The 22,819-nt window shown below is 67.7% G+C and carries 23 protein-coding genes and 4 tRNA genes; 18 read left to right on the forward strand and 9 right to left on the reverse strand.

Annotated features, from left to right (window positions below; translation table 11 throughout):
• Nucleotides 1-61: 61 nt before the first annotated feature.
• The 3 genes from ACUYTF_RS11860 (at nucleotide 62) to ACUYTF_RS11870 (ending at nucleotide 2,304) form a co-directional block, all read left to right on the forward strand.
• On the forward strand, nucleotides 62-331 hold the full coding sequence (locus ACUYTF_RS11860; protein WP_434143436.1) for an antitoxin: 270 nt from the start codon (nucleotides 62-64) through the stop codon (nucleotides 329-331).
• 147 nt (nucleotides 332-478) lie between these two features.
• Complete coding sequence (locus ACUYTF_RS11865) at nucleotides 479-1,549, forward strand: DUF1266 domain-containing protein (protein ID WP_434143438.1); 1,071 nt, start codon at nucleotides 479-481, stop codon at nucleotides 1,547-1,549.
• Complete coding sequence (locus ACUYTF_RS11870) at nucleotides 1,546-2,304, forward strand: hypothetical protein (RefSeq protein WP_449279852.1); 759 nt, start codon at nucleotides 1,546-1,548, stop codon at nucleotides 2,302-2,304. Before ACUYTF_RS11865 ends, ACUYTF_RS11870 begins: the two co-directional genes overlap by 4 nt.
• A 471-nt stretch (nucleotides 2,305-2,775) precedes the next feature.
• Here the strand turns inward: ACUYTF_RS11870 and ACUYTF_RS11875 are convergent, their stop codons facing one another.
• Nucleotides 2,776-4,092, reverse strand: a complete 1,317-nt coding sequence (locus ACUYTF_RS11875; protein WP_434143442.1) for a S8 family serine peptidase — start codon at nucleotides 4,090-4,092, stop codon at nucleotides 2,776-2,778.
• Between the two features lie 321 nt (nucleotides 4,093-4,413).
• Nucleotides 4,414-4,884 (reverse strand): hypothetical protein, encoded by a 471-nt coding sequence (locus ACUYTF_RS11880; RefSeq protein ID WP_434143443.1) that lies wholly within the window; start codon nucleotides 4,882-4,884, stop codon nucleotides 4,414-4,416.
• 387 nt (nucleotides 4,885-5,271) lie between these two features.
• Between ACUYTF_RS11880 and ACUYTF_RS11885 the strand changes: the two genes are divergently transcribed.
• A complete protein-coding gene (locus tag ACUYTF_RS11885) occupies nucleotides 5,272-5,544 on the forward strand; it encodes a hypothetical protein (protein ID WP_434143445.1) in 273 nt (90 codons plus the stop codon).
• A 202-nt stretch (nucleotides 5,545-5,746) separates the two neighbouring features.
• On the opposite strand, the gene ACUYTF_RS11890 is transcribed toward ACUYTF_RS11885, so the two are convergent.
• Entirely contained in the window at nucleotides 5,747-6,073 is a 327-nt protein-coding gene (locus ACUYTF_RS11890; protein WP_449279853.1) for a hypothetical protein, read from the reverse strand.
• 3 nt (nucleotides 6,074-6,076) lie between these two features.
• Between ACUYTF_RS11890 and ACUYTF_RS11895 the strand changes: the two genes are divergently transcribed.
• Nucleotides 6,077-6,724, forward strand: a complete 648-nt coding sequence (locus ACUYTF_RS11895) for a hypothetical protein (protein ID WP_449279854.1) — start codon at nucleotides 6,077-6,079, stop codon at nucleotides 6,722-6,724.
• 50 nt (nucleotides 6,725-6,774) lie between these two features.
• Here ACUYTF_RS11895 and ACUYTF_RS11900 read toward each other — a convergent pair whose 3' ends face one another.
• From ACUYTF_RS11900 to ACUYTF_RS11915, 4 genes are all read right to left on the reverse strand, one after another.
• A complete protein-coding gene (locus tag ACUYTF_RS11900) occupies nucleotides 6,775-7,908 on the reverse strand; it encodes an AAA family ATPase (protein WP_434143448.1) in 1,134 nt (377 codons plus the stop codon).
• Nucleotides 7,851-8,216 carry a hypothetical protein gene (locus ACUYTF_RS11905; RefSeq protein WP_434143450.1) on the reverse strand — a complete coding sequence of 122 codons (366 nt, stop codon included), beginning with the start codon at nucleotides 8,214-8,216 and terminating at the stop codon, nucleotides 7,851-7,853. The genes ACUYTF_RS11900 and ACUYTF_RS11905 overlap by 58 nt, the downstream gene beginning before the upstream one ends.
• Nucleotides 8,217-8,259: 43 nt before the next feature.
• Nucleotides 8,260-8,332 (reverse strand) — tRNA-Val (locus ACUYTF_RS11910).
• A 109-nt stretch (nucleotides 8,333-8,441) separates the two neighbouring features.
• The gene (locus ACUYTF_RS11915) at nucleotides 8,442-9,458 is read right to left on the reverse strand and encodes a hypothetical protein (protein WP_434143452.1); all 1,017 of its coding nucleotides are present in this window, start codon (nucleotides 9,456-9,458) and stop codon (nucleotides 8,442-8,444) included.
• A gap of 203 nt (nucleotides 9,459-9,661) precedes the next feature.
• Here ACUYTF_RS11915 and ACUYTF_RS11920 point away from each other — a divergent pair.
• The 3 genes from ACUYTF_RS11920 to ACUYTF_RS11930 all read left to right on the forward strand — a co-directional run bounded on the left by ACUYTF_RS11920 (nucleotide 9,662) and on the right by ACUYTF_RS11930 (nucleotide 9,950).
• Nucleotides 9,662-9,737: transfer RNA gene (locus ACUYTF_RS11920), tRNA-Gly, on the forward strand.
• Nucleotides 9,738-9,779: 42 nt separating this feature from the next.
• Nucleotides 9,780-9,850: transfer RNA gene (locus ACUYTF_RS11925), tRNA-Cys, on the forward strand.
• A 28-nt stretch (nucleotides 9,851-9,878) separates the two neighbouring features.
• Nucleotides 9,879-9,950 (forward strand) — tRNA-Val (locus tag ACUYTF_RS11930).
• A 187-nt stretch (nucleotides 9,951-10,137) separates the two neighbouring features.
• Here the strand turns inward: ACUYTF_RS11930 and ACUYTF_RS11935 are convergent.
• Nucleotides 10,138-10,404 (reverse strand): hypothetical protein, encoded by a 267-nt coding sequence (locus ACUYTF_RS11935; RefSeq protein WP_434143453.1) that lies wholly within the window; start codon nucleotides 10,402-10,404, stop codon nucleotides 10,138-10,140.
• A gap of 403 nt (nucleotides 10,405-10,807) precedes the next feature.
• On the opposite strand from ACUYTF_RS11935, the gene ACUYTF_RS11940 reads away from it, so the two are divergent.
• The 5 genes from ACUYTF_RS11940 (at nucleotide 10,808) to ruvC (ending at nucleotide 15,717) form a co-directional block, all read left to right on the forward strand.
• A complete protein-coding gene (locus ACUYTF_RS11940) occupies nucleotides 10,808-11,560 on the forward strand; it encodes a DUF4282 domain-containing protein (RefSeq protein ID WP_434143454.1) in 753 nt (250 codons plus the stop codon).
• 54 nt (nucleotides 11,561-11,614) lie between these two features.
• Entirely contained in the window at nucleotides 11,615-13,582 is a 1,968-nt protein-coding gene (gene thrS / locus ACUYTF_RS11945) for a threonine--tRNA ligase (protein WP_434143455.1), read from the forward strand.
• Between the two features lie 56 nt (nucleotides 13,583-13,638).
• A complete protein-coding gene (locus ACUYTF_RS11950; protein ID WP_434143624.1) occupies nucleotides 13,639-14,142 on the forward strand; it encodes an HIT domain-containing protein in 504 nt (167 codons plus the stop codon).
• Between the two features lie 57 nt (nucleotides 14,143-14,199).
• Nucleotides 14,200-14,964, forward strand: a complete 765-nt coding sequence (locus ACUYTF_RS11955) for a YebC/PmpR family DNA-binding transcriptional regulator (RefSeq protein ID WP_434143457.1) — start codon at nucleotides 14,200-14,202, stop codon at nucleotides 14,962-14,964.
• A gap of 132 nt (nucleotides 14,965-15,096) precedes the next feature.
• Entirely contained in the window at nucleotides 15,097-15,717 is a 621-nt protein-coding gene (gene ruvC / locus ACUYTF_RS11960; RefSeq protein WP_434143459.1) for a crossover junction endodeoxyribonuclease RuvC, read from the forward strand.
• 13 nt (nucleotides 15,718-15,730) lie between these two features.
• Here the strand turns inward: ruvC and ACUYTF_RS11965 are convergent, their stop codons facing one another.
• Nucleotides 15,731-16,552, reverse strand: coding sequence for a TRIC cation channel family protein (locus ACUYTF_RS11965; protein WP_434143461.1), 822 nt, complete (start codon nucleotides 16,550-16,552; stop codon nucleotides 15,731-15,733).
• A 100-nt stretch (nucleotides 16,553-16,652) separates the two neighbouring features.
• Between ACUYTF_RS11965 and recO the strand changes: the two genes are divergently transcribed.
• The 5 genes from recO to dnaG all read left to right on the forward strand — a co-directional run bounded on the left by recO (nucleotide 16,653) and on the right by dnaG (nucleotide 22,776).
• Nucleotides 16,653-17,375, forward strand: coding sequence for a DNA repair protein RecO (gene recO, locus ACUYTF_RS11970; protein ID WP_434143463.1), 723 nt, complete (start codon nucleotides 16,653-16,655; stop codon nucleotides 17,373-17,375).
• Between the two features lie 35 nt (nucleotides 17,376-17,410).
• Nucleotides 17,411-18,196 carry an isoprenyl transferase gene (locus ACUYTF_RS11975; protein ID WP_434143465.1) on the forward strand — a complete coding sequence of 262 codons (786 nt, stop codon included), beginning with the start codon at nucleotides 17,411-17,413 and terminating at the stop codon, nucleotides 18,194-18,196.
• A gap of 20 nt (nucleotides 18,197-18,216) precedes the next feature.
• Nucleotides 18,217-19,413 carry a tRNA dihydrouridine synthase DusB gene (gene dusB, locus ACUYTF_RS11980; RefSeq protein ID WP_449279855.1) on the forward strand — a complete coding sequence of 399 codons (1,197 nt, stop codon included), beginning with the start codon at nucleotides 18,217-18,219 and terminating at the stop codon, nucleotides 19,411-19,413.
• Nucleotides 19,406-20,677, forward strand: a complete 1,272-nt coding sequence (locus tag ACUYTF_RS11985; RefSeq protein ID WP_434143469.1) for a deoxyguanosinetriphosphate triphosphohydrolase — start codon at nucleotides 19,406-19,408, stop codon at nucleotides 20,675-20,677. The genes dusB and ACUYTF_RS11985 overlap by 8 nt, the downstream gene beginning before the upstream one ends.
• A 146-nt stretch (nucleotides 20,678-20,823) precedes the next feature.
• A complete protein-coding gene (dnaG, locus tag ACUYTF_RS11990) occupies nucleotides 20,824-22,776 on the forward strand; it encodes a DNA primase (RefSeq protein ID WP_434143471.1) in 1,953 nt (650 codons plus the stop codon).
• The last annotated feature ends 43 nt before the right edge of the window (nucleotides 22,777-22,819 follow it).

Below are 22,819 nucleotides of genomic sequence, written 5' to 3' on the forward strand. Positions count from 1 at the left end.
ACATTTTACGGTCAGCGGCACCGGCTCTTCCGGTTGCACCGTCGAACCGGAATAATGACCAGTGAGCACGCAGTACCGCTCGGCAAGTCTCGATTCATTCGAAAGGACGCAGAACATGGGTATTGAGGATCTGGGCAAGAAGGCCGCGGACCTGGCGCGGGACAACGCGGACAAGGTCAACGATGCGCTGAAGAGCGAGCAGGCTGAAGGCATCAGCGACAAGATTCTCGGCGGCGCCGCTGACCTCGCGAACAAGGTCACCGGCGGCAAGTTCGCCGACCAGGTCGAGGACGTCCGCAAGAACATCGACGGCCAGATCGGCAACGAGTAACGGCTCGAGAGTCCAGGGGTCGCCGCCGGTGAACGTCGGCGATCCGCTGCAGAGCCCCGCACGGTGAATCGTGCGGGGCTTTTGCGTCTGCCGCTGACACGCCCGGCGTTCGCACCGCCTGCGCCCGCGTCGGGCTAAGTTGGTGCCATGAACGCGATGACGCCTCTGCTGGCCATCACCGACGAACCGCTCGGCGAACGAATCGGTCCATACATCTTCTGGGCCGTCCTCGCGCTCCTGCTCGCGACGATCGTCTGGGCGATGCTGCGCAGGTCGAAACCCGGGGGCACTTCCGCGGCCGACATGCGCAGGCCCGGCAAGCCCGGCAGATCCGGCGCATCAGCGAAACAGTCGAAGACCTGGACTCGGCCCGAAGACTACGCAGAACATCACCGCGTCGAATGGAGCGAGGATCCGACGACACTCTCGCCGAACGACCTGCACTGGCCGCTCGCAGTCGCAGCCGTGTTCGGCATCTGCACCGGTGACCCGTGGGATCGCCTGGCATTTCGCGATCTCGAGAACGCCGCTTCGGGACTGCAGGAGGCCTGGGGCATTCGATCGCGCCCGCAGCTGCTGAGTCGTCTGCATTGGATTCTGCGCGAGGGACACCGCGTCGAGTTCGAGTTCGAGATCGCGCAGGCCGAAAGCCTCAGCGACGCGGAAGCTGCGGAGTTCTCCCGGAGAGCCGCCGCGGACTCGAATGAGAGGACTCAAGAGCAGGGCTGGCGGGTGCTGCAGCTGCGCGGCAATGCGCGGGGCATTCGCGATGCGAACTTCGAAGCGTGGGATCTGGTGCGCGCTGCCATGCTGACCCGCGCCGGGTATTCGCTCGGATGGCTGAGCGAAGCCGAGGCCGTCGATACCCTCAATCTCGTGTCGGCGCAGCTGCAGCAGAGCTATTCGAGTTGGCAAGAACTCGGCGAGCACTTCGTGACCGCCCGCTGGTTCTGGGAAGGCGTCACCGGACTCGAAGCGAAGCAGTCGGACGCGCACGACGCAAGCCGCCAGGCGGCGCTGCTCGACCCCGAGCGCGGGCCCTGGGCGCACGTGCCCTGGAGCCAGCGGATCACACCGAGTCGGGTGCTGATCGCTGATGCGCTGGTCGCCGAGGATCTCCTCGACGAGAGCGCGCTCGAGGTCGATCCCTTTTCCGCGACAGCGCTCGCCGTACTCATCGACGATGCCGTCGCAGCCAGACTCGAGCAGCGCCCGTGAACCCGGTCCGCTTCGCCCGCGGCGAATGGACGCCGTGGGTCATCGTGATCATCGCTCTTGCAATGATCCTTCTCGCGATCGTGTGGTGGTCCCGGCGCAGGGAGCGCCGTGGAGATTGGAGGCCGGGGCTTGTGAACGTCGCGCAGACCCACGGGTATTCGCCTGCCGATCTGCGAGGATCGGCCCGGGCGTTTACGGTGGTCGATCCGTATGAGGCATGGCTGCTCGGTCTCGCCGCCCTGTATGTCGAGCAGGCGGGCCTGCTGCATGATCGTTGGAGCCTCGTGCCTGCGTTCTGCGGCGACGACTGGCGTCGGCGGTTGCTCGGCGTTGCCCAGAGCTGGGATGCGGTGCGCGGGAACGAATGGCGCGGTTCGGTCGCCGCTCTCGAGCAGCAGCTGAACCGCCTGTCCGCAGCAGGACGGACGCAGAGCGCCGAATCCTCAGGCGTTGCGGCAGCCGCGCCGGATGTCGACGCGCGGCCCATGCTGGTCGCCAGGCTCGCGATGCTGCTGCGCCTCGGCGTCGCCGCGCGGCACGTCAGCGCCGGCCAGGCCCGTCGTAGACTCGCGACTGCTGCCGCACCGCTGCGAGAGGATTGCGGAGACTGGCTCGGCTTTGGCACCGCGCTCATCGAGGCCGAAACCCGGGCGAGCTCGCGCGGCGCACTCGATCTCCGGGCCGACATGCGCATGCTCTACGCACCCGGTGGCCCGTGGCACGAAGTCCAGTGGCCGCTCGCCGAAAAGCGCTAAGTTCTCACAACAAAATCCCCCGTTCTGAGAGCGGGGGATTTCTGATCGGTGGAAGCAATGGAGCGTTGCGGGAACAGCCGACAACGGGTTCAGAAGCTTGTTTCCGCATGGAATCAAGGGTCTCAGCGCGGCGGCGATGCAGTAGGCGAGGCTGACGACGCACTGATCGGGGCATCGGCGGAACCAAAGAAACGACCTCGAACACGACTCACCGGCACCGAAGTGGACGCTATGCGAACAGCCCGCGAGCACGGTGTCAGCGTGAAAACGCTCGCGAAGCGGTTCGGTGTTCACCGGGGCACCGTATGGGCAAAGACGCGGTGATGGCGTGGGAGTTGGACTGATATCAATCCCTCGCACCGCGAACCTTGGTAGCGCGTTCTGGTGCATGGATTCAACGACCGATGGGAGGTCCTCTATGGAGAACTCCACTGCTATACGCAGACCTGCGCACACGTCTCGTTCAGACCATCACGTTCCATCGCCAGTTCTCCGTCGTCGTCGACGTATCACGACGATGACGACGATGACCACGAGGGCGAGTACGAGAATCGCACCGAGCACGAGAACCGCGATGACAGGAGCGAGCATCCACATCACGGAATCCGCACCCGAAGCGGCCGGTTCCGAAGAAGGCGTAGGCTCTGGTTCCGGCTCCGCGAAGACTTCGTCATAGGAGAGCTCTTGATCGTCGCGGAACAGCGGGTACTCATCCGGATACTGCGACGGATCCGTCGCGATCATCGCCAGCAGATCGATAACGCCGTACCCGACAGCGTCGTTCCACGCCATCTCTTCCGCATCATCACCGGCATTTCGAATCAACGACTGGAGCAGCTGAGCCGAAGTCGCGTCCGGCCATTTCTGCTTTGTCAACGCCAGCGCCCCGGACACGAGTGGTGTCGCCGCAGAATTGCCGCTCCAGTACCCGTATCCCCACCCATCGGCGCTCGCAGCCTCCTGCACGCCTGCAACGTCGAGGCCCGGCGCTGCCACATCGACGTTCTCGTTGAGCAACGGTCCGTCTTTTAGATTATTGGGCTGTATATCGCCTGCCGCGTCCACCGCGGCAACGCTCACGACACCGCTTGTCGTATCGAAAATGCCAGAATCGACGCCCCAGGCGTTTGGCAACCCGGTGACGAAGATCACGCCAGCGCGCATCGCCTCAGCCATCAGCTCGCGCTGCGCCCTCTGGCCTTCAGGCGTCGCCGCCCCGAACGTACCGGAGATGCTGACGATGTCCGCACCCTGATCGATGGCATCCTGCAGGGTCACGTCGAACGAGAGGTGAGTATGGCACTCGATATCGAGCTCGTTGTAATACAGCACGCGGACATCCGGAGCGATGCCCTTTACTCCAGCGCCGCTCGACGAGGTCCCGTTGCCGACAATCAGAGATGTCACGTCCGAACCATGTCCCGCATCCAACTTATTCGTTGATTCGAGCTCGCACCCCTCCAACGGGCGTAACTCGATATCGGCACCATCGAATGTCACCAGATCCGGGTTGAACTTTCCGTCGAGCACCGCGATCGTGACGCCCTCGCCCGTGATACCCGCATCATGAACGGCCTGCACCCCCATCTGCTCGAAATACCACAGCGGGTTCACGTCATCTGCGGATGCCGCTACCGGCGCACTCACCAGCAGAGCGGCCACGCTGAGAGCAACCGGCGCGACAAAGCGACGAACCCTCGTCCGGAGCGCCCTGTGTGTCCGCGCACGAGCACCGGTGTGCGTTGCAGAGCGATCCCGCTCATCGTCCAGATGTGTGATGTCGTTCATTCGCTCTCTCTGTCTTGACTGTGCGTGCCTGCTGCGGTGTCGTCGCCTGCGCGCGAGTACCACGCGTCCCGCAGCGCTCTCCCTCCGAGCCAGCAGAAGAGCGCTCCCCAAGCGCCGGCCCAGATTGTCCCGAGCCAGATCGGCATGCCTCCGCGTTTCGTGCTGAATAGGAAGGCCGGGTCTCCGCCCGCACGCACCCACCCGAAGACGATCCCTACCCCGCACAGAACACCCAGAGCGAGAAAGAAGATGCCGACAATGATGAGGGGTCGCCGGGTGGCGCGCTTAATGGCTGGTTTCTTCATGGAAGATGGTCCGGGGTTAAGCGCGCTGCGCGCGGATTCGCGAGGATTCTTCGTCGGCACGACGCGTCCAGAGCCCGTGATACCCGAAGAACAGGATCACGCCCGCAGCGAAGGTCGTCACGATGAGAGTGTTCGTGTGCGCGTCACGAGCCTTCCCGCACACAACCTCCGTCCGAAGCGAGTCGATGTTCAGGCCAAGGATCTGCTGGTTAAAGGGCAGCAGTAGCGGGTTCGGGTCAGTGTTCACCTCCTGGCCGCGCACCACCTTAGGAGGATCCCATCTGAACGAGCCTCCGTTCGCGCATGCGAACGAGTGAAACTCGCCCTCCGCGGACAACGACTCCACCTGTACTTCGGGAATGCGAAACCACACGACCATCACCATGATCATCGCCGCCAGAACGACAACGACATATGCGGGACGCTTCCACCGCCTGGGCGCTTTAGGGACAGCGCGTTTGTCGTTCTCGGTGCTGTTGTTATCCATGCATAACGCTTTCCGATACTAGGCGGCACAAGCTGGGCATACCGCGATCTGAAATCAGAAAAACCGAGGCCCCAGACTCCTCAGATAGTCAAGACGATTCTATCGGGGTGTCCGCAGAAGCCAGCCTGCGAACAGCTGGCTCTCGGAGACAACCGCCGAACGCCTCCTCAACGCAATTCGTGAACGTCGCCCCCATCCAATTCGGAGCTTCCAAATCTGCCGCGTTCTCGGAATGTCCAATGACCAGCTCGAATTACCTGTTCGCAGCGTTCCGCACCCGGTTCTCACCATCCTTGCCAACATGGAGCGGCACGTGAACCCAACGCTGACCGACGGTCGGGATGCGCATCCCGTGCGTGGCGTTCTCCGTCGCTAAACTTCTCCGATATGACACATGCTCCCAACAGCAAGGCCGCACACATCGCTGCTCTGGCTGCCGGGGTACTCGCCATCGTAGTGCTGTTCGCCATGCCCGGGGGGCCGGTCAGCTACCTCATCGCGATCGCTGCCGGATTGATCGCAGTGATCATCGGTCATTATGCGGCCCGCCGTTCTGGACCACTCTGGCGGGCGAGCATTCTCGGCGTCGTGCTCGCGTACCTTGAGCTGATCGTCTCTGTGGGCTTGTTCGTGGTGCGTGTCATCCGCATCCTGACTTGAATGAAACACTCGCGCCCGTGCTTGCATCGGCCTGAGTTCGGGCCCCGACGCCGCTCCCAGAGGCATGAAGGCGCTGGACGTTGTCGAAAGACCGAACCTGCCCCGGGGCATATCAAGCGACTTTCGCAATTGATTATCAGACGGCCCTTCGCTTCACAATGACTGATCAACGCAGGCCGCCGACGGTAGTGATTCGGATACTTCACCGTCCCAGACCCGGTCCGCTCTGGGCGCTGATACCGTGGGGCGTACGCGACGGCTGGCGTTCGCGTTCTGCGAGCATGCGGGCGGTCTCCCGTCTGGCTTCCTCGGCGGCGCGGGTCTGCTTGATTCGTTCGACCGCCTCGGCGGGGGTGAGAGCGCGCAGAGTCGCGGCTTCAGCGCGAGCCTGCTGGGCGGTGCGGGTCGCGGCCTCGGCCTGCCGAGCGGGTCGGGCGTCGACGTAACCGCCGGGGTTCCTCCTCACGGCTTCGTCGCCGAAGATGCGGACGTAGACGCTGATGCTCTGCCACGGGTTCGACTCGATCACCGTGTGAAGATCCTGCCCGGTGTCGGTGCGCCGCTGCTCGGCCTCAACCACGCGAGGATCAGCATCAACTCTGTGCTGAGTGACGCGCTCTGCCCAGGCCGCCTGACTCTGGTTCCAGCGAGGCGGCTCTCCCCACGTCTTCGTGAGGCGTCGTTTCGCGTCGCGGGCGACAGTCTGGGTGATGTCGTGCTCGGCGGTGGCGCGGCGCTTCTTGAACCTCCCCGCCGTTCGTACTTTCGCGCGGGCGGTCTGCTCGGCACTGTCCGCGTCCTGCCAGTCGGTGAGCGCGGCGCGCGCCTGCGCCATAAGCGGTTCTGCGACCTCAGCGCGCACCAGGTCGAGCTGCTGCTTCGCCGCGTCGTTCGCCTCAACCGCCTGCTCGCGCTCAGCCCATTTTCGAGCGTGCATCTTGTCCAGGGCATCACTGGCTTGCTGCCACTGCGCGGCGCTGACTTCGGCGTGTTCGGCGCGCCGGACGAGGGCCGCTATTTCGTTGCGTACGAGCTTCACCGGGCCGTCTTCAACCAACCCACGCACGGCCTCTGCGGCCTGCTGGGTTGCGTCGGTGATGCCGCGGTCTGCGCGGTCGCGTTCCATCGCCTCAATGAACTGCTCCCGCGCCTCCGGCAGGTTGTCGGCGATGATGTGTAGCCGGTTCTCGTCCTTGCCCCTCGTCATGCCGACGTAGACGGCCGGGCCGCTCAGCGCGTCGGTGAGGATGTGTGTGACACGGGCGCCGTCGCGCCTTGTACGCCGTAGGCGGTGGAGGCGTAAGCGAGATGCGCATGCTCGGAAGTATAGGCGGCGGGCAGGCGCACCGAATGATCACGCTTCCGGCCACTGTCGGCCTCGACCGCCCAGACGGTGCCGTCCTCCTCGACGTGCTGGATGACCCACTGCTGCCGGTTCGCTACGTTCAGGCTGGTGTCGTTCTTTCGCGTCTGGAGCAAATCGCCCCTCCCGATGGGTAGCCCGTCGCTGCCGGTCGTTGTCACCTGATCGTCCACGGTTCCGGCGCGCACGCGCTGGTCACGGATGCGGGCGTTCAACCGGGTGGCTTCGTCGTTGGTGGCGACGGTGACCGCCTGCCCGTCGCGCCGCTGCGTGGCGATGTGCTCGTGCAGATCGTCGGCGTCGGCGTGCAACTGAATGAGACCCAGATTCTGTAGCTGCTCGAAGATCGCGGCGGGATGATCCCGACCCCGCAGGCGGATGGAGAGTTCGGCGTAGGCGGCGTCAGTGAAACGGTGAACCTCGGCCATGTCGATGGTGCGACCCCGAATCTGCGCAGTCATGTCGAGCACCCCGCCGCGCCCGACGGCGGGCAGTTGCGCCCGGTCGCCGACGAGCGCGAGTGTTGCGCCGTGCTCGGCTACGACGGTGAACAAAGCGAGCGCGCTGTCTTGATCGAGCATCCCCGCCTCATCCACCACGATCCGCTCATCACGTAGTAACTGCGCCGCTTCCAGCGGGCCGGTGTAGGTGCGGCCGGTCTCCGGGTCAGTGTCACCGACGGCGAGGCGTGTCCATACGCCGTCACCGTTCCATCTGTACCCGTGGGCGTGTACGAGCGCAGCAACGGAGTTGGCGGGCACGCCGAGGGCCTGGTGCGCGACGTCAGCGGCTTTCTTCGTCGGCGCAACCACCCGCACAGACCGTCCCTCCCGCTCGGCAGCGGTGATGGCGGTGGCAAGCATGGTCGTCTTCCCGCTGCCCGCAGCTCCTTCAACGATCACCAGCGGATCAGCGGACGCGACCGCTGCGGGCGCGCCTGGAGTCAGAGTCCGACAAGCTCCTCGCGGCGCACTTCGCCGACGCCATCGACCTCGACACATTGAAGCGCCACCAAGACCGTATTCGCGCGGGCCTGGCCGACGTGAACCGTCGCCTTGCCGAGCACAGTGAGCACCACACGGGCGGACGCGCGTTCCTCCACGACAGCCTGCGACTGCTGACCGATGCGCACCGCGCCTACCTGCACTCCGGCGACGCCGACCGCAGGCTCGCGAACCAGGCGTTCTACACCCGGCTCGACATCACCGACGACGAACAACTCCGCCCGACGCTCGCGGAGCCCTTCGCGACGATCTTGCGCGAAGCCCACGACAGTGGCGACGAAGGCAAGGAAGCGAAACGGGAACACACCACATCTCTCGATGTCGCGTGTTCCCGTAAGACACTTTGGGTGGGCGATGCCGGGCTCGAACCGACGACCTCTTCCGTGTGAAGGAAGCGCGCTACCAGCTGCGCCAATCGCCCGAAGGCACTGCGCTCGCGCGTTGTGCCGACCGAAACGATAGTACACGGAAAAGCACGGCCTGATGCTCCCGCACGGGCGAACCGCGGAAACTCGGGGCTGCCGGCCGCTCTATTCGGGCGTGTCGCTCACGGGGGCGAGGGAGCTGTTCAGCTTCTCATCGAGCTCGGCGCTCACCTGGCCGAGGTCGCGCAGCTGATCGCGCATCGAGTTGTAGGCGTCGATGTCGGCTTGGAGCTGCGCGAGCGTGGCCTCCAGCGCGTCGCGCCGCGTCTGGAGCTCGGCCTTGAGGCGATCGAACTCGGCGACATCGCCCGAGAATTCGAAGCGGTCGTTGCGGGCCGAGAAATCGGCGGCGTCGAGATTGAACTGCGCGACGGCGGCGTCGTAGTCGGCGTTGCGCTGCTCGATATCCGCGCGCAGGTCGGTCATGTCCGACTCGAGCGCCGTGGCCTGGAGCTCGAGGTCGGTGAAGACCGCGTGGAAGGCGTCGAAGCGGTCGAGAAGCACGGCGCGATCCGAGAAGTACCGCGCGTAGTGCTCTTCGATGGCGTCGGGAAGGTCGCGCACCTCCGTACCGAGCACCGAGTGCAGCTCGTTGGCGTAGGCGCTGGGGGAGAGGTGGTTGTAGACCGCCATGCGTTCGGCGAGGGCCGAGTCGCCGGCGCTCAGCTCGTCGAAGGTCTGCCGCAGCTCGCGATCCAGCGCGTCGCGCTCCCGCTGCCCCAGGCGGGCATACGCGGCATGCAGCAGCTCGTGCGCCGCCGTGACCTCGACGATCCCGCTGATGCGCTCGTCGGTCACGTCGAACAGCCGCACATGCTCCTGCGAGTAGCAGCCGAGCACATGGCCGTTCTCCGAATGCTCCACATCCGCGCACTGCGTGTTGAAGTACTGGCTGCCATCGACCGTCGGCCGGGACGCGAGGAAGATGCGTTCGCCGCGATCGGTCAGGTGCAGATCGTCGAGGATCTGGGAGATGCGGGCCGACGGTTCGAAGGACGCGGCGCGGATCCGGTCGCTGATGTCCTGCCTATTGGCGAAGCCGATCGCCACGGCGCCGGCGATGAGGATCACGAGCGCCCACGTGAATACGCGGCGCACGGCGCTGCGCTCCCGATCTGCCATGGCATCAACAGTATCTGCGCGGCCTTCGCAATTGAGAGGAAGCCCTGCGGAAATCGGGGCATTCCCTTGTGTATTCCCAGGTGGCCACGTAAATTGGAGGCGCGGCGCGCCCGGGCATTACGGCGTGATTTGCACTGCCCGGCGCACCCCCCTATAGTTATCTAGGTCGCCACGGCAACGGAAACGAAGCCGGCAGGTGATTTGCGGATGTAGCGCAGTTGGTAGCGCATCACCTTGCCAAGGTGAGGGTCGCGAGTTCGAGTCTCGTCATCCGCTCCAGTGGCCGAGTTCGTCTCGGCCGCTTGTGGTGTCAACCACTCCGGTGGCGTGGCCGAGAGGCGAGGCAGCGGCCTGCAAAGCCGTATACACGGGTTCGAATCCCGTCGCCACCTCGCTGGTATAACTGAATAGCCTGCATAGGCGCGATTGGCGCAGCGGTAGCGCGCTTCCCTGACACGGAAGAGGTCACTGGTTCGATCCCAGTATCGCGCACAGAGAAAAACCCCCGGTTCTGCCGGGGGTTTTTGCGTTCGCGGGGCGATCGAACACGGTGACCTCGCGAGAATCGCGAACGCGGTGCGTTCGCTCCGAGATTCTCGCGCTGGTTCGATCCCAGTATCGCGCACAGAGAAAAACCCCCGGTTCTGCCGGGGGTTTTTGCGTTCGCGCGTTCACGAGGTCACTCGGCGGGCCTCTCCGGGAGGCGACGAACGATCATCGATCCGGCGAACAGCGCCGCTGAGAGCGGGAGCCCGAAGAGGCTCGCGACTTTGCCGATGTAGCTCGTCAGCAGTCCCAGATCCTGGTACGGGTTGCCGAGCTCGATGAGGAGCCCGGTGAGCCCCATCGTCCCGATGAGGCCGAGCACCAGGAGCCAGATCGCCCCAAGGCGCATCCTTCTCGCGGTGGCGACGTTGCTCCGGTCGGTTCGTTCGAATGCGTCCATAGTGCCGATACCTCGATTCTGCTGGGACTCGGTCCGTATCCCCGCGGCGTCGTTCCGGGCCTCGATCTGAAGGCTTTTCTCCTCCACCGTTGCACGAACTCGGCGAGATCGCGAGCGGTCAGCGCATTTCCTGACCTCCCTGATCGCGAACTGCCCGGTACCGGGCGGGCCGCCTGTGCTATCGCGTCGCGGTCACGACCTTCTGCGAGGACCCGGAGCCGCTTCACCTCGGGGCTGCGTTCGGCGAATGCGGTGATCAGTGCAGAATCACGGCGCGATTGCGCACCAGATCGGGCATTCGCGCTCCCTCGGTGCGTGACCACCGGGAACGCCTGCGCTGCTCCGGCCCCTAGGGTGGAGAGTGCCGAAGCGCACGGATGTGCACCGACCCGAAGGAGCGAAGTTGAACGACCAGCCCGTCGAGAAGCCCCAGAACGGTGCGCCGGTGCCTCCACCGGCGCAGGGCGGCGATGCGACCGTCAGCCGCCCGCCGCAGATGCCGTCGCAGCCCGCGCAGGCGTGGCAGCAGGCGCCGCAGCGGTCGACGCAGGCGTGGCAGCAGGCGCCGCAGGCGCAGCAGCAGGCGCCGGTTCAGCAGGGGGCGCCGTACCCGGGGCGACAGGGATCGCCGATGCCGGCCGCACCGTCGGCAGCGGCCCCGCAGCATCCGTTCCCGCAGCAGGATCCCGGGCCGCACGGTGCGCAGTACGGGCAGACGCAGCCCTATCCGGCGCAGGGCTTCCCGGCCGCGCAGATGCGGCACCGCGGTCCCGGAGACGCGGGCAACGCCCGCGCTGTCGGTCAAGCGGGCCGGCGACCGGCCAGGAACGGCGAGCCCGGCTTCTTCGCCGCGCTGTTCGATCTCGACTTCGCGCACTTCGTCTCGATCAAGTTCGCGAAGGTGCTGTACGTGCTCGGCATCGCGTTGAACGTGCTCGCCTGGATCGGCTGGGTCGTGTTCTTCTTCGCCGCCGCATCCGCGGTCGGTTCGTACGACGGAGGCGGTGCGTTCGTGATCCTCGGAGTGCTGGCATTGCTCTTCGGCTGGGTCTTCGTCGGGCTCAACGTGATCGTGCTCCGGGTGGTCATCGAACTCGTCGTCGCGCAGGTGCGCACTGCGCAGAACACGTCGTTGCTCGTGCACCGAGAATCGTGAGCCGGTGCCGGTAGACTCGACTGGTCTGCAGTTCCCTCCTGAAGGAGATCACCCGTGGCCGATGGCTTCACCCTGTTCACCGATCGTTCGATCGTCGCGATGCGCGTCAATGGCGAGCTGAGAGACCTGGCGGCCACGGTGTCCGACACCGACACGGTGGAGCCGGTGTCGATCGACTCCGAGGACGGGCTGAACATCCTGCGCCACTCGGCGGCGCACGTGCTCGCGCAGGCGGTGCAGCGCATCAACCCCGAGACCAAGCTCGGCATCGGTCCTCCTATCACCGACGGCTTCTACTACGACTTCGACCCCGCAGAGTCCTTCACGCCCGAAGACCTCAAGGCGATCGAGAAAGAGATGCAGAAGATCGTCAAGCAGGGTCAGCGCTTCGTGCGCCGCGTCGTGACCGACGACGAGGCGCGCGCCGAGCTCGCCGACGAGCCGTACAAGCTCGAACTCATCGGGCTCAAGGGCGGCGCCGACAGCGGCAGCGATAACGAGAGCGTCGAGGTCGGCGGCGCCGAGCTCACCATCTACGACAACATCGACCCGAAGACGGGCGAGCTGTGCTGGAAGGACCTCTGCCGGGGCCCGCACCTGCCGTCGACCCGCCTCATCGGCAACGGCTGGTCGCTCATGCGCTCCGCGGGCGCCTACTGGCGCGGCAGCGAGAAGAACCCGATGCTGCAGCGCATCTACGGCACCGCCTGGCCCACGAAGGCCGAGCTGAGCGACTACCGCACCCGCCTCGAGGAGGCCGCGAAGCGCGACCACCGCAAGCTCGGCGTCGAGCTCGACCTCTTCAGCTTCCCCGACGAGATCGGTTCGGGGCTCGCGGTGTTCCACCCGAAGGGCGGCATCATCCGCCACGAGATCGAGAGCTTCATGCAGGCGGAGCTGCGCAAGAACGGCTACGAGTTCGTGAACAGCCCTCACATCACGAAGGGCACGTTGTTCGAGACCAGCCAGCACCTCAACTGGTACAAGGACGGCATGTTCCCGGCCATGCACCTCGACGAGGTCGAGGATGCGGCCGGCAACGTGGTCAAGCAGGGCCAGGACTACTACCTGAAGCCCATGAACTGCCCGTTCCACAATCTCATCTTCCGGGCGCGGGCCCGCAGCTACCGCGAACTGCCGCTGCGCCTCGCCGAATTCGGCACCGTGTACCGCTACGAGAAGAGCGGCACCCTGTCGGGCCTCACCCGCGTGCGCGGTCTGACGCAGGACGACGCCCACATCTACGTCACCGACGACCAGGTGAAGAGCGAGATCAAGCGCCAGCTCGATTTCGTGTTCGCGACGCTGCGCGCCTACGGCCTCGATGACTTCTATCTCGAGCTCTCGACGAGGGATCCTGAGAAGTCCGTCGGCACCGACGAGCAGTGGGAGATCGCGACCGAGACCCTGCGCCAGGTCGGCGAGGAGTCGGGTCTCGAGCTCGTCGCGGACCCGGGCGGGGCCGCGTTCTACGGCCCGAAGATCTCGGTGCAGGCGCGCGACGCGATCGGCCGCACCTGGCAGCTGTCGACCGTGCAGCTCGACTTCAACCAGCCGGCGCTGTTCGAGCTCGAGTACGCGGCCGCCGACGGCACCCGCAAGCAGCCGGTCATGATCCACCGTGCGCTGCTCGGATCGGTCGAGCGCTTCTTCGCGATCCTGCTCGAGCACTACGCCGGCGCGTTCCCGGTCTGGCTCGCCCCCGAACAGGTGGTGGGCGTGCCCGTCGCCGAGCAGTACGGCGAGTACCTCGACGGCATCATCGCGAAGCTGCGCGAGCACGGCGTGCGCGCCCACGTCGACCACTCCGATGATCGCATGCCGAAGAAGATCCGCACCCATACGAAGGCCAAGGTGCCGTTCCAGCTCATCGCCGGCGAAGAGGATCGGGCGAACGGAGCCGTGAGCTTCCGCTTCCGCGACGGCACTCAGCTCAACGGCGTGCCCGTCGACGAGGCCGTCGAGCGCATCCTCGCCTCGATCGCGGGCCACGAGCAGGTATCGACCGCCTGGACGGAGTAGCAGTGGCGGCGGTAGAGGATCTCGGCTCGACGCACGCGGTCGGCACCCCCGACGAGATGCAGCGCCTGTGGGTGCCGCACCGCATGGTCTACGTGTCCGACGGGCATCAGCCCGAACAGCACGACTGCCCGTTCTGCGCGGCGCCCGGCCGCGAGGACGAGGACGCGCTGATCGTGGCGCGCGGCAAGACCGCCTATGTGCTGCTGAACCTGTTCCCCTACAACAGCGGGCACATGCTCGTCTGCCCCTATCGCCATATCGCGCAGTACGACGAGGCGACCCCCGAGGAGGTCGCCGAGATCGGGGCTCTCACGCAGACCGCCATGCGGGTGACCCGCGAGGTGCTCGCCTGCCACGGCTTCAATCTCGGAATGAATCAGGGCCAGATCGCGGGGGCAGGCGTCGCCGCCCATCTGCACCAGCACATCGTGCCGCGCTGGTCGTCGGACGCGAATTTCTTCCCGATCATCGCGCAGACGAAAGCGCTGCCGCAACTGCTCGGCGACGTGCGCCGCCTCATCGCTGCCGCCTGGCCGGTGGACCCCGGACCGGACGACTGACGCATGCGCACCCGAACTTGAAACGACACGAACACGACTGAGAAATGAGGTGCTCCGGTGTCCGGACACTCCAAGTGGGCGACCACGAAGCATAAGAAGGCGATCCTCGACTCGCGCCGCGCGAAGGCATTCGCGAAGTACATCAAGGTCATCGAGGTCGCGGCCCGCATCGGCGGCGCCGACCTCGAGGGCAACCCGGCGCTCGCCGATGCCGTGCACAAGGCGAAGAAGAACTCGGTTCCCGGCGACAACATCGACCGCGCCATCAAGCGCGGCGCCGGCATCTCGGGCGAGGTCGTCGAGTACACGACCATCATCTACGAAGGCTACGGCCCGAACGGCGTCGCGCTCATGATCGAGTGCCTCACCGACAACAAGAACCGCGCCGCCGCCGAGGTGCGCACCGCGCTCAGCCGCAACGGCGGCACCCTCGCCGACCCCGGCTCGGTCGCGTACAACTTCGCGCGCAAGGGCGTCATCACGGTTCCCGCAGAGGGCACGACCGAGGACGACGTGCTCATGGCGGTGCTCGACGCCGGCGCCGAGGAGGTCGTCCCGACCCCGAACGGCGAGTCCTTCGAGGTGTTCACCGAGGCCTCCGACCTTGTCGCCGCGCGCACCGCGCTCGTCGAGGCCGGCATCGACTACGACTCGGCCGACGCCGAGTTCGTGCCGAGCCTCAAGGTCGAGATCGACGCCGACACCGCGCGCAAGGTGTTCCGCCTGATCGATGCGCTCGAAGACAGCGACGACGTGCAGAACGTGTTCTCGAACTTCGATCTGACCGCAGAGGTGCAGTCGGAGCTCGCGAACGACGAGTAGTCGGCACTGCCGAGAGCAATGGGTCGCGAATCGGGGATCTCCGGGAAGGAAGCCCCCGATTCGCGACCCATTGCCGCATAACGGAGGTGCGCCGCAGCCGCCCTCGGTTGCGGTGCGGACGAGGGAGCATACGTGTCACGGATCATCGGCATCGACCCCGGTCTCACCCGCTGCGGCATCGGAGTGGTGACCGCCGGCGCGGGGCGCAAGTTGGAGTTCGAGCACGTCGAGGTGCTCACGAGCTCGGCCGACATGCCGCTTCCGGAACGCATCCACCGGCTGGGGTCGGCGATCGAGCGGCTGTTCGACGGCGAGAAGCCCGCGGGCGTCGCCCTGGAGCGGGTGTTCGCGCAGGACAACGTGGCGAGCGTGATGGGCGTCGCCCAGATCAGCGGCGTCGTCATGTACCTCGCCGAGGAGCGGGGGATCCCGGTCTCGCTGTACACCCCGAACGAGGTCAAGGCGCAGGTGACGGGGTACGGCGCGGCCGAGAAGGCGCAGGTGACCGCCATGGTCACCCGGCTGCTCGGCCTGCAGGCCCCGCCGAAGCCGGCGGATGCGGCCGACGCCCTCGCGCTCGCGATCACGCACGCCTGGCATCTGGGCCGCGGCGGCGCGGCGAGCCGCATGGAGCGCTTCGACACGCGGGCCACGGGTCGATCGGCCGGCGGCCGTGCGGGCGAGACTCCGGCTCAGCGCGCGTGGCGGGAGGCCGAGACGAAGCTCGGTCGACGGCGCGGCGCGCGGTCGTAGGCGCTGCGGCTCGTCACTCGGGTCGGCGGCGTCGGCGTCGGCCGCGCCCCTCGTCGTCGGAATCGTCGCCGCCGGGCTCGCCGAGCCCGTCGAGGTCGTCGAGGTCGTCCAGGTCGAGCCCGGGAATCGTGATCGGCATGGTGATGGTGCCGGTCTGCAGGGCCTCCTCGATGACCTCTTCGACCTGGCGCTGCTTGCGCAGCTTGAGCCGGCTGAGCGCCCGCTGCTCGGGCAGGCTCCATCCGAACTTCACGGAGAGCATGCGCATCACCGCGGTCACGACGGTGCAGACGATGCCCGCGGCTACCACGGGCACGCCGAGGGCGAGCAGCACCGTGAGCACCGAAACGCCCGCGAGGGCGGCCGCCGCGTAGAGCGAACCGACGTGCATCACCGCGATCGGCAGGTTCAGCATCACATCGCGCAGCGCGCCGCCGCCGACCGCCGCGATCGTGCCGATGAACAGCGCGGGCACGACGGGCAGGCCCGCTGACAGCGCCTTCGTCGTGCCGATCGCCCCGAACATGCCGATGCTGATCGCGTCGAGCAGGTTGACGAGCGGGTCGAGCCGGCGGAAGAGCCGGGGGAGCATCATGCCGACGAGGGCCGATCCGACCGCGACGAGCAGGTAGAAGTTGTTCGTGAACGCGGCCGGCGAGATGCCGAGCAGGATGTCTCGGAGGAAGCCGCCGCCGATGCCGCAGACGACACCGATGAGCGCGACGCCGAGCAGGTCGAGACGGCGGAAGCCGGCCGCGAAGACGGCGCCCTGCAGACTGCCGGTGCCGACCGCGATGAGGTCTGCGGCGAGCGGAATCTTGAAGGTCTCGAACACGCGCTCTATTCTTGCGCACCGACCGGCTTCCGCGCACGGGCGGTCGCGGTTCGCGACGGGCGGAGCGCGCGCCGCCGCCGGGGTGCGCGATACTGGAGCCGTGCCCCTGTACCGTGAAGAAGGCGTCGTGCTGCGCACGCAGAAGCTCGGCGAAGCCGACCGCATCGTGACGCTGCTCACCCGCGGTCGCGGTCTACTGCGCGCGGTCGCGAAGGGCGTGCGGCGCACCTCGTCGAAGTTCGGCGCCCGGCTCGAACCGTTCATGGTCGCCGACCTGCAGTGCTACGAGGGGCGCACGCTCGACACCATCACGCAGGTGGAGACCCTCGCGCCGTACGGTCCGCGCATCTCCGCCGATTACGACCGCTATCGGGCCGGGAACGTGATCGTCGAGACCGCCGAGCGGCTCGCTGAGGGGGCGCCGTCGGCGCAGCAGTACGCGCTGCTCGTCGGTGCGCTGCGCACGCTCGCGGCGGGGAGGATCCCTGCCGACCTCGTTCGCGACGGCTACCTGCTGCGGGCCATGTCGCTCGCGGGATGGTCGCCCGGGTTCGACGAGTGCGTGGTCTGCGGGTCTTCCGGGCCGCACACCGCGGTCTCGGTGCAGCTCGGCGGCGTCACCTGCGAAGCGCACCGGGTACCGGGCTCGCCGCGGCTCGACGCGGGGTCGATCGCCCTGCTGGCGGCGCTCGCGCGGGGCGACTGGGATGCGGCGCTCGAGAGCAGCGAGCGCGAGCAGGGGCAGGCGGCGGGGATCACGGCGGCCTATACCCAGTTCCACCTCGAACGCGGTCTGCGCTCGTACGGCGCGGCGAAGCGGTGACCTCGGGCCGGCGGCGCCGGCAATAGACTCGTCCCATGCCCCCAGCACCCTCCTCGCTCGTGCCGGTCGATTGGACCGGTGCGCAGCCCCCGCGCTTCGCGGGCCCGCCGCCCGAGCACGTGGCGATCGTCATGGACGGCAACGGCCGGTGGGCGAACCAGCGGGGGCTCCCGCGGGTGGAGGGCCACCGGATGGGCGAGCAGGCGCTGCTCGACGTGGTCGCCGGCGCGATCCAGGCCGGGGTGAAGCACTTGAGCGTGTACGCCTTCTCGACCGAGAACTGGCGGCGTTCGCCCGACGAGGTGCGGTTTCTCATGGGGTTCAACCGCGATGTGCTGCGGCGTCGCCGCGAGCAGCTCGACGCCTGGAACGTGCGCATGCGCTGGGCCGGGCGCAAGCCCCGGCTCTGGGGGTCGGTCATCAGCGAGCTGCAGGCCTCCGAACGGGCCACGCACGCCAACACCGGGCTCACACTCACGATGTGCGTGAACTACGGCGGCCGCAACGAACTCACCGACGCGGTGCGCGGCATCGCCGCCGAGGTACGTGCGGGGCGGCTGTCGCCGAACGGCATCACCGAGCGCACCATCGAGCGGCATCTGTACGTGCCCGAGCTGCCCGACGTCGACCTGTTCCTGCGCAGTTCGGGCGAGCAGCGCACGAGCAACTTCATGCTGTGGCAGTCCGCGTACGCCGAGATGGTCTTCCTCGACACGCTCTGGCCCGACTTCGGGCGCGAGGAGCTGTGGCGGGCGATCCAGATCTACCATGACAGGGATCGCCGCTTCGGGGGAGCGATCGACGCGCCCTCCCAGTCGTGATCTGCGAGAATGGGGGCGATATGACTGCTCAGACTCTGCACGGCGAACGCCTGCGCATCGGCCCGATCGAACTCGATGTCCCCGTCGTGCTCGCGCCGATGGCGGGCATCACGAACACCGCCTTCCGCAGGCTGTGCCGCGAATACGGCGCGGGCCTCTACGTCAGCGAGATGATCACGAGCCGAGCGCTGGTCGAGCGCACGCCGGCATCGCTGCGGCTCATCAAGCACCACGAGAGCGAGACGCTCCGGTCGATCCAGCTCTACGGCGTCGATCCGAAGACGGTCTCGGAGGCGGTGCGCTTCCTCGTCGATCAGGATCTGGCCGACCACATCGACCTGAACTTCGGGTGCCCGGTGCCGAAGGTGACGCGAAAGGGCGGCGGGTCGGCCCTGCCGTGGAAGAGCGATCTGTTCCGCTCGATCGTCGAGGAGGCGGTGCGCGCCGCCGGCGACATCCCGCTCACGGTGAAGATGCGCAAGGGCATCGACGCCGACCACCTCACCTACCTCGATGCCGCGCGGGCCGCCGAGCAGGCGGGAGTCGCGGCGATCGCGCTGCACGGCCGCACCGCCAACGAGTTCTATTCGGGCCACGCCGATTGGAGCGCGATCGCGAAGCTCAAGGAGACGATCACGAGCGTGCCGGTGCTCGGCAACGGCGACATCTGGTCGGCCGACGACGCGCTCCGCATGGTGCGCGAGACCGGCTGCGACGGCGTCGTCGTGGGGCGCGGCTGCCTCGGGCGGCCGTGGCTGTTCGGCGATCTGCACGCGGCGTTCCGCGCCGAAGCCGGCGAGATCTCGGCCGATGAGGCCGCGAGCGCGCTCGCGAAGCCGCCGCTCGGGTTCGTGATGGACGCCATGCGCCGCCACACCGAACTGCTCGTCGAGTTCTTCGACGGCGACGAGGGCCGCGCCTGCCGCGACATCCGCAAGCACGTGGCCTGGTACTTCAAGGGCTACGGCGTCGGCGGCGACACCCGTCGCGCGCTCGCGACGGTCGAGTCGCTCGAGCAGATGGACGAGATCTTCCGGACCATGGACGCTTCCATGCCCTACCCGGGCGAGGGCGCCGAGGGGCAGCGCGGCCGCGCCGGCAGCCCGAAGAGCGTGCACCTGCCCGACGGTTGGCTGCAGAGCCGTTCGATCGACAGTGCGGCCCGCGCGATCGTGGCCGAGGCCGAGCGCGTCGACGGAGGCTCGGACGGTGGCTGATGCGCAGACCCCGGCCGGCTACGGCGCCCGCGACGCCGAGCGCTTCATGCCCGAGCAGCACCGGGGGCCGCGCAGCGACTACGCGAGGGATCGCGCACGCGTGCTGCACTCGAGCGGCTGGCGCCGGCTCGCCGCGAAGACCCAGGTGCTCAGCCCGACCGCCGGCGTCGACTTCGCCCGCAATCGGCTGACGCATTCGCTCGAGGTCGCGCAGATCGGGCGCGAGCTCGCCGCGTCGCTGGGGCTGTCGCAGGACGTCGTCGATACGGCCTGCCTCGCCCACGACCTCGGCCACCCGCCGTTCGGGCACAACGGCGAGAAGGCGCTCGGCGAGTGGATGTCGGGCTTCGGCGGCTTCGAGGGCAACGCGCAGACGCTCAGAATCCTCACGCGGCTCGAGCCCAAGCACTTCGCCGAGAGCGGCGAGAGCGTCGGGCTGAACCTCACCCGCGCCACGCTCGACGCGAGCTGCAAGTACCCCTGGGCGCTCGACGAAGCGGGCCCCGGCGGGGCCGCGGGCGGCGTGAAGTTCGGCTACTTCGCCGATGACGCCCCCGTGTTCCACTGGCTGCGCGACGGCGCCCCCGATCGGCGCAAGTGCGTCGAGGCCCAGGTCATGGACCTCTCCGACGATATCGCCTACTCCGTGCACGATTTCGAGGACGCGATCGTCAGCGAGCACATCGACCCCGCGTTCCTCACCGCGCGCTCGGGGCACAGCGCCCTGATCGCGCAGGTCGCGGCGTGGGCGGACGACCGGTTCACGACCGACGACCTCGGCGCCGCGTACGACCGCATGTCGGCGAGCCGCAGCTGGTCGGATGCGTGGGACGGATCGCGCCGCCATCAGGCCCGTCTCAAGAACTTCACGAGCGAGATGATCGGCCGCTTCGCCCGCGGCTCGATCGGCGCCACGCTCGATGCGGCGGCGCCCGGGCCGCTCGCCCGCTACGGGGCCGAGATCGTCGTGCCGCACGAGATCCAGGCCGAGATCGCCGTGCTGAAGGGCATCGTCGCCGCCTTCGTGATGCAGAGCGACCGCCGCAGGCCGACCTATCGGCGTCAGCGCGGTCTGCTCACTGAGCTGCTGCACACGCTCTGGGAGTCGGGGGCGCATGAGCTCGAACCCGCCTACGCCGCCGACTTCCGCGCGGCCGGGAGCGAGGCGGCGGCGCGGCGCGCCATCGTCGATCAGGTCGCATCGCTCACCGACCAGTCGGCGATCGCCTGGTACCAGCGGCTGTGCACGGCGCCGCTGGTTTAGGCGGAACGCATCGCGTTCCGCACCAGCGGCGCGGCCGCACCAGATTTCCTCCGAAGCGTGGAGCCTCTGTGCGCATCCGAGAGGCTCCGGTGGGCGATACGGCTCCACACGACCTTCGGCGCGAGCCAGCCGGTATGCTCATCAGCATGGCAGGGCGTATTCAGGCGAGTGACATCGAGGAGGTCAAGCGCCGCGTCAACCTCGGCGATCTCGTCGGCGACTACGTCACGTTGAAGAACGCCGGCATCGACTCGATGAAGGGCCTCTGCCCCTTCCACGACGAGCGCAGCCCCAGCTTCCACGTACGGCCGGCCCTCGGCTACTACCACTGCTTCGGCTGCGGCGAATCGGGCGACGCCTTCACCTTTCTGCAGCGCATGGACCACCTCACCTTCGCGGAGTCGGTGGAGCGTCTCGCCGCCCGCATCCACTACACGCTCACGTACGAGGAGGGCGGGTTCCAGCGCGAGGACGGCCCGAACCGGGCCCGACTGCTCGCCGCGAACCAGGAGGCCGCAGCCTTCTACCGCCAGCAGCTGGCGGAAGAGGAGGGCGCAGCGGCGCGCCAGTTCCTCTCGGGCCGAGGATTCGACGACGCCGCGTGCGAGCGCTTCGGCGTCGGCTACGCCCCGCGCGGCTGGGACGGCCTCACGAAGCACCTGCGCGCCGCCGGCTACACCCAGGTCGAACTCGTGCAGGCTGGCCTCGTCTCGGAGGGGCAGCGGGGCGTCTACGACCGCTTCCGCGGCCGTATCGTCTGGCCGATCCGCGACACGAGCGGGCAGACCCTCGGGTTCGGCGCGCGCAAGCTGTACGAGGACGACAACGGCCCGAAGTATCTGAACACCCCGGAGACGCCGGTCTACCACAAGTCGCAGGTGCTCTACGGCCTCGATCTCGCGAAGAAGGCGATCTCCCGCGGTCGGCGCGCCGTGGTCGTCGAGGGGTACACCGACGTCATGGCCTGCCACCTCGCCGGCGTCGAGACCGCCGTCGCGACGTGCGGCACGGCATTCGGCAAGGATCACATCTCCGTGCTGCGGCGCATCATGAGCGACGACTCGGCGGCGGAAGTCGTCTTCACCTTCGACCCCGACGAAGCGGGCCAGAAAGCGGCCCTTCGCGCCTTCAGCGAGGAGAAGCGCTTCACCGCGCAGACCTACGTCGCCGTCGCGCCCGACGGACTTGACCCGAGCGACCTCCGTCTGCACCGCGGCGACGACGCCGTGCGCGAACTCTTCGCGCGGAAGACCCCGCTGTTCGAGTTCGCCCTGCGCCAGGAGGTCGCCCGCTTCGACCTCAACTCGGTCGAGGGCCGGCTCAACGCGCTGCGCGCCGCCGCCCCCATCATCTCCGAGATCAAGGATCCGGCCCTCAGGCCCGGCTACACCCGTGAGCTCGCCCGCATGCTCGGCAGCGAGCTCGTCGAGGTGCAGCAGGCCGTGCGCGCCGCGAGCGCGAAGCCCGCGCCGCAGGGCGGCGGGCGCGGCCCGCAGCGCCCCGCGCCGCAGCCGCAGCCGCGCACCGGCCGCGCGCACGGCGGCCCGGTCGGCGTACCCGATGCGCCGAGCGACTGGGGCGACGACGGGGGCGATCCCTGGAGCGAGGAGAGCGCCCGCGCCGCACGGATCTCGCTCTCGACCCTGCCCAGCACCCCCGTCGCCTGGCTCGAGCGCGATGCGCTCATGGCGATGCTGCAGCAGGGCGTCGCCGTCGGCCCGGGCCTCATGCAGCAGGCCGTCACGGCCCAGGTGACGACCGAACCGCTGCGCGTCGTGCGCGACGCCGTCGCCGCCGGACTGCCGGCGCTCGGCACCGACAAATGGCTCGACGCCGTGATCGCCGCTGCCCCCGAGACGCATCGGGGCCTCGTGCGCGAGCTGGCGATCGCGCCCATCCCGCAGCGCAACCCCGACATGCTCGAAGCCTACGCCCGCGGCGTCGTCGTCTCGCTGCTCGACCGCGACCTGGTCTCGTTGAAGCAGGAGCTGCTCGCCCGGATGCAGCGCATCGGCAACCCGAGCGACGCGGGCTCCCGGCGCATCCAGGAGCAGCTGGCTGCGCTCGAGGCGGCGCGTCGGGGCTTACGCGAAGAGTGACCGCGTAGGCTGAAAAAGCACGTCCGCACGAAGCAACTGACGG

It is taken from the genome of Leucobacter sp. GX0328, from assembly GCF_053567315.1.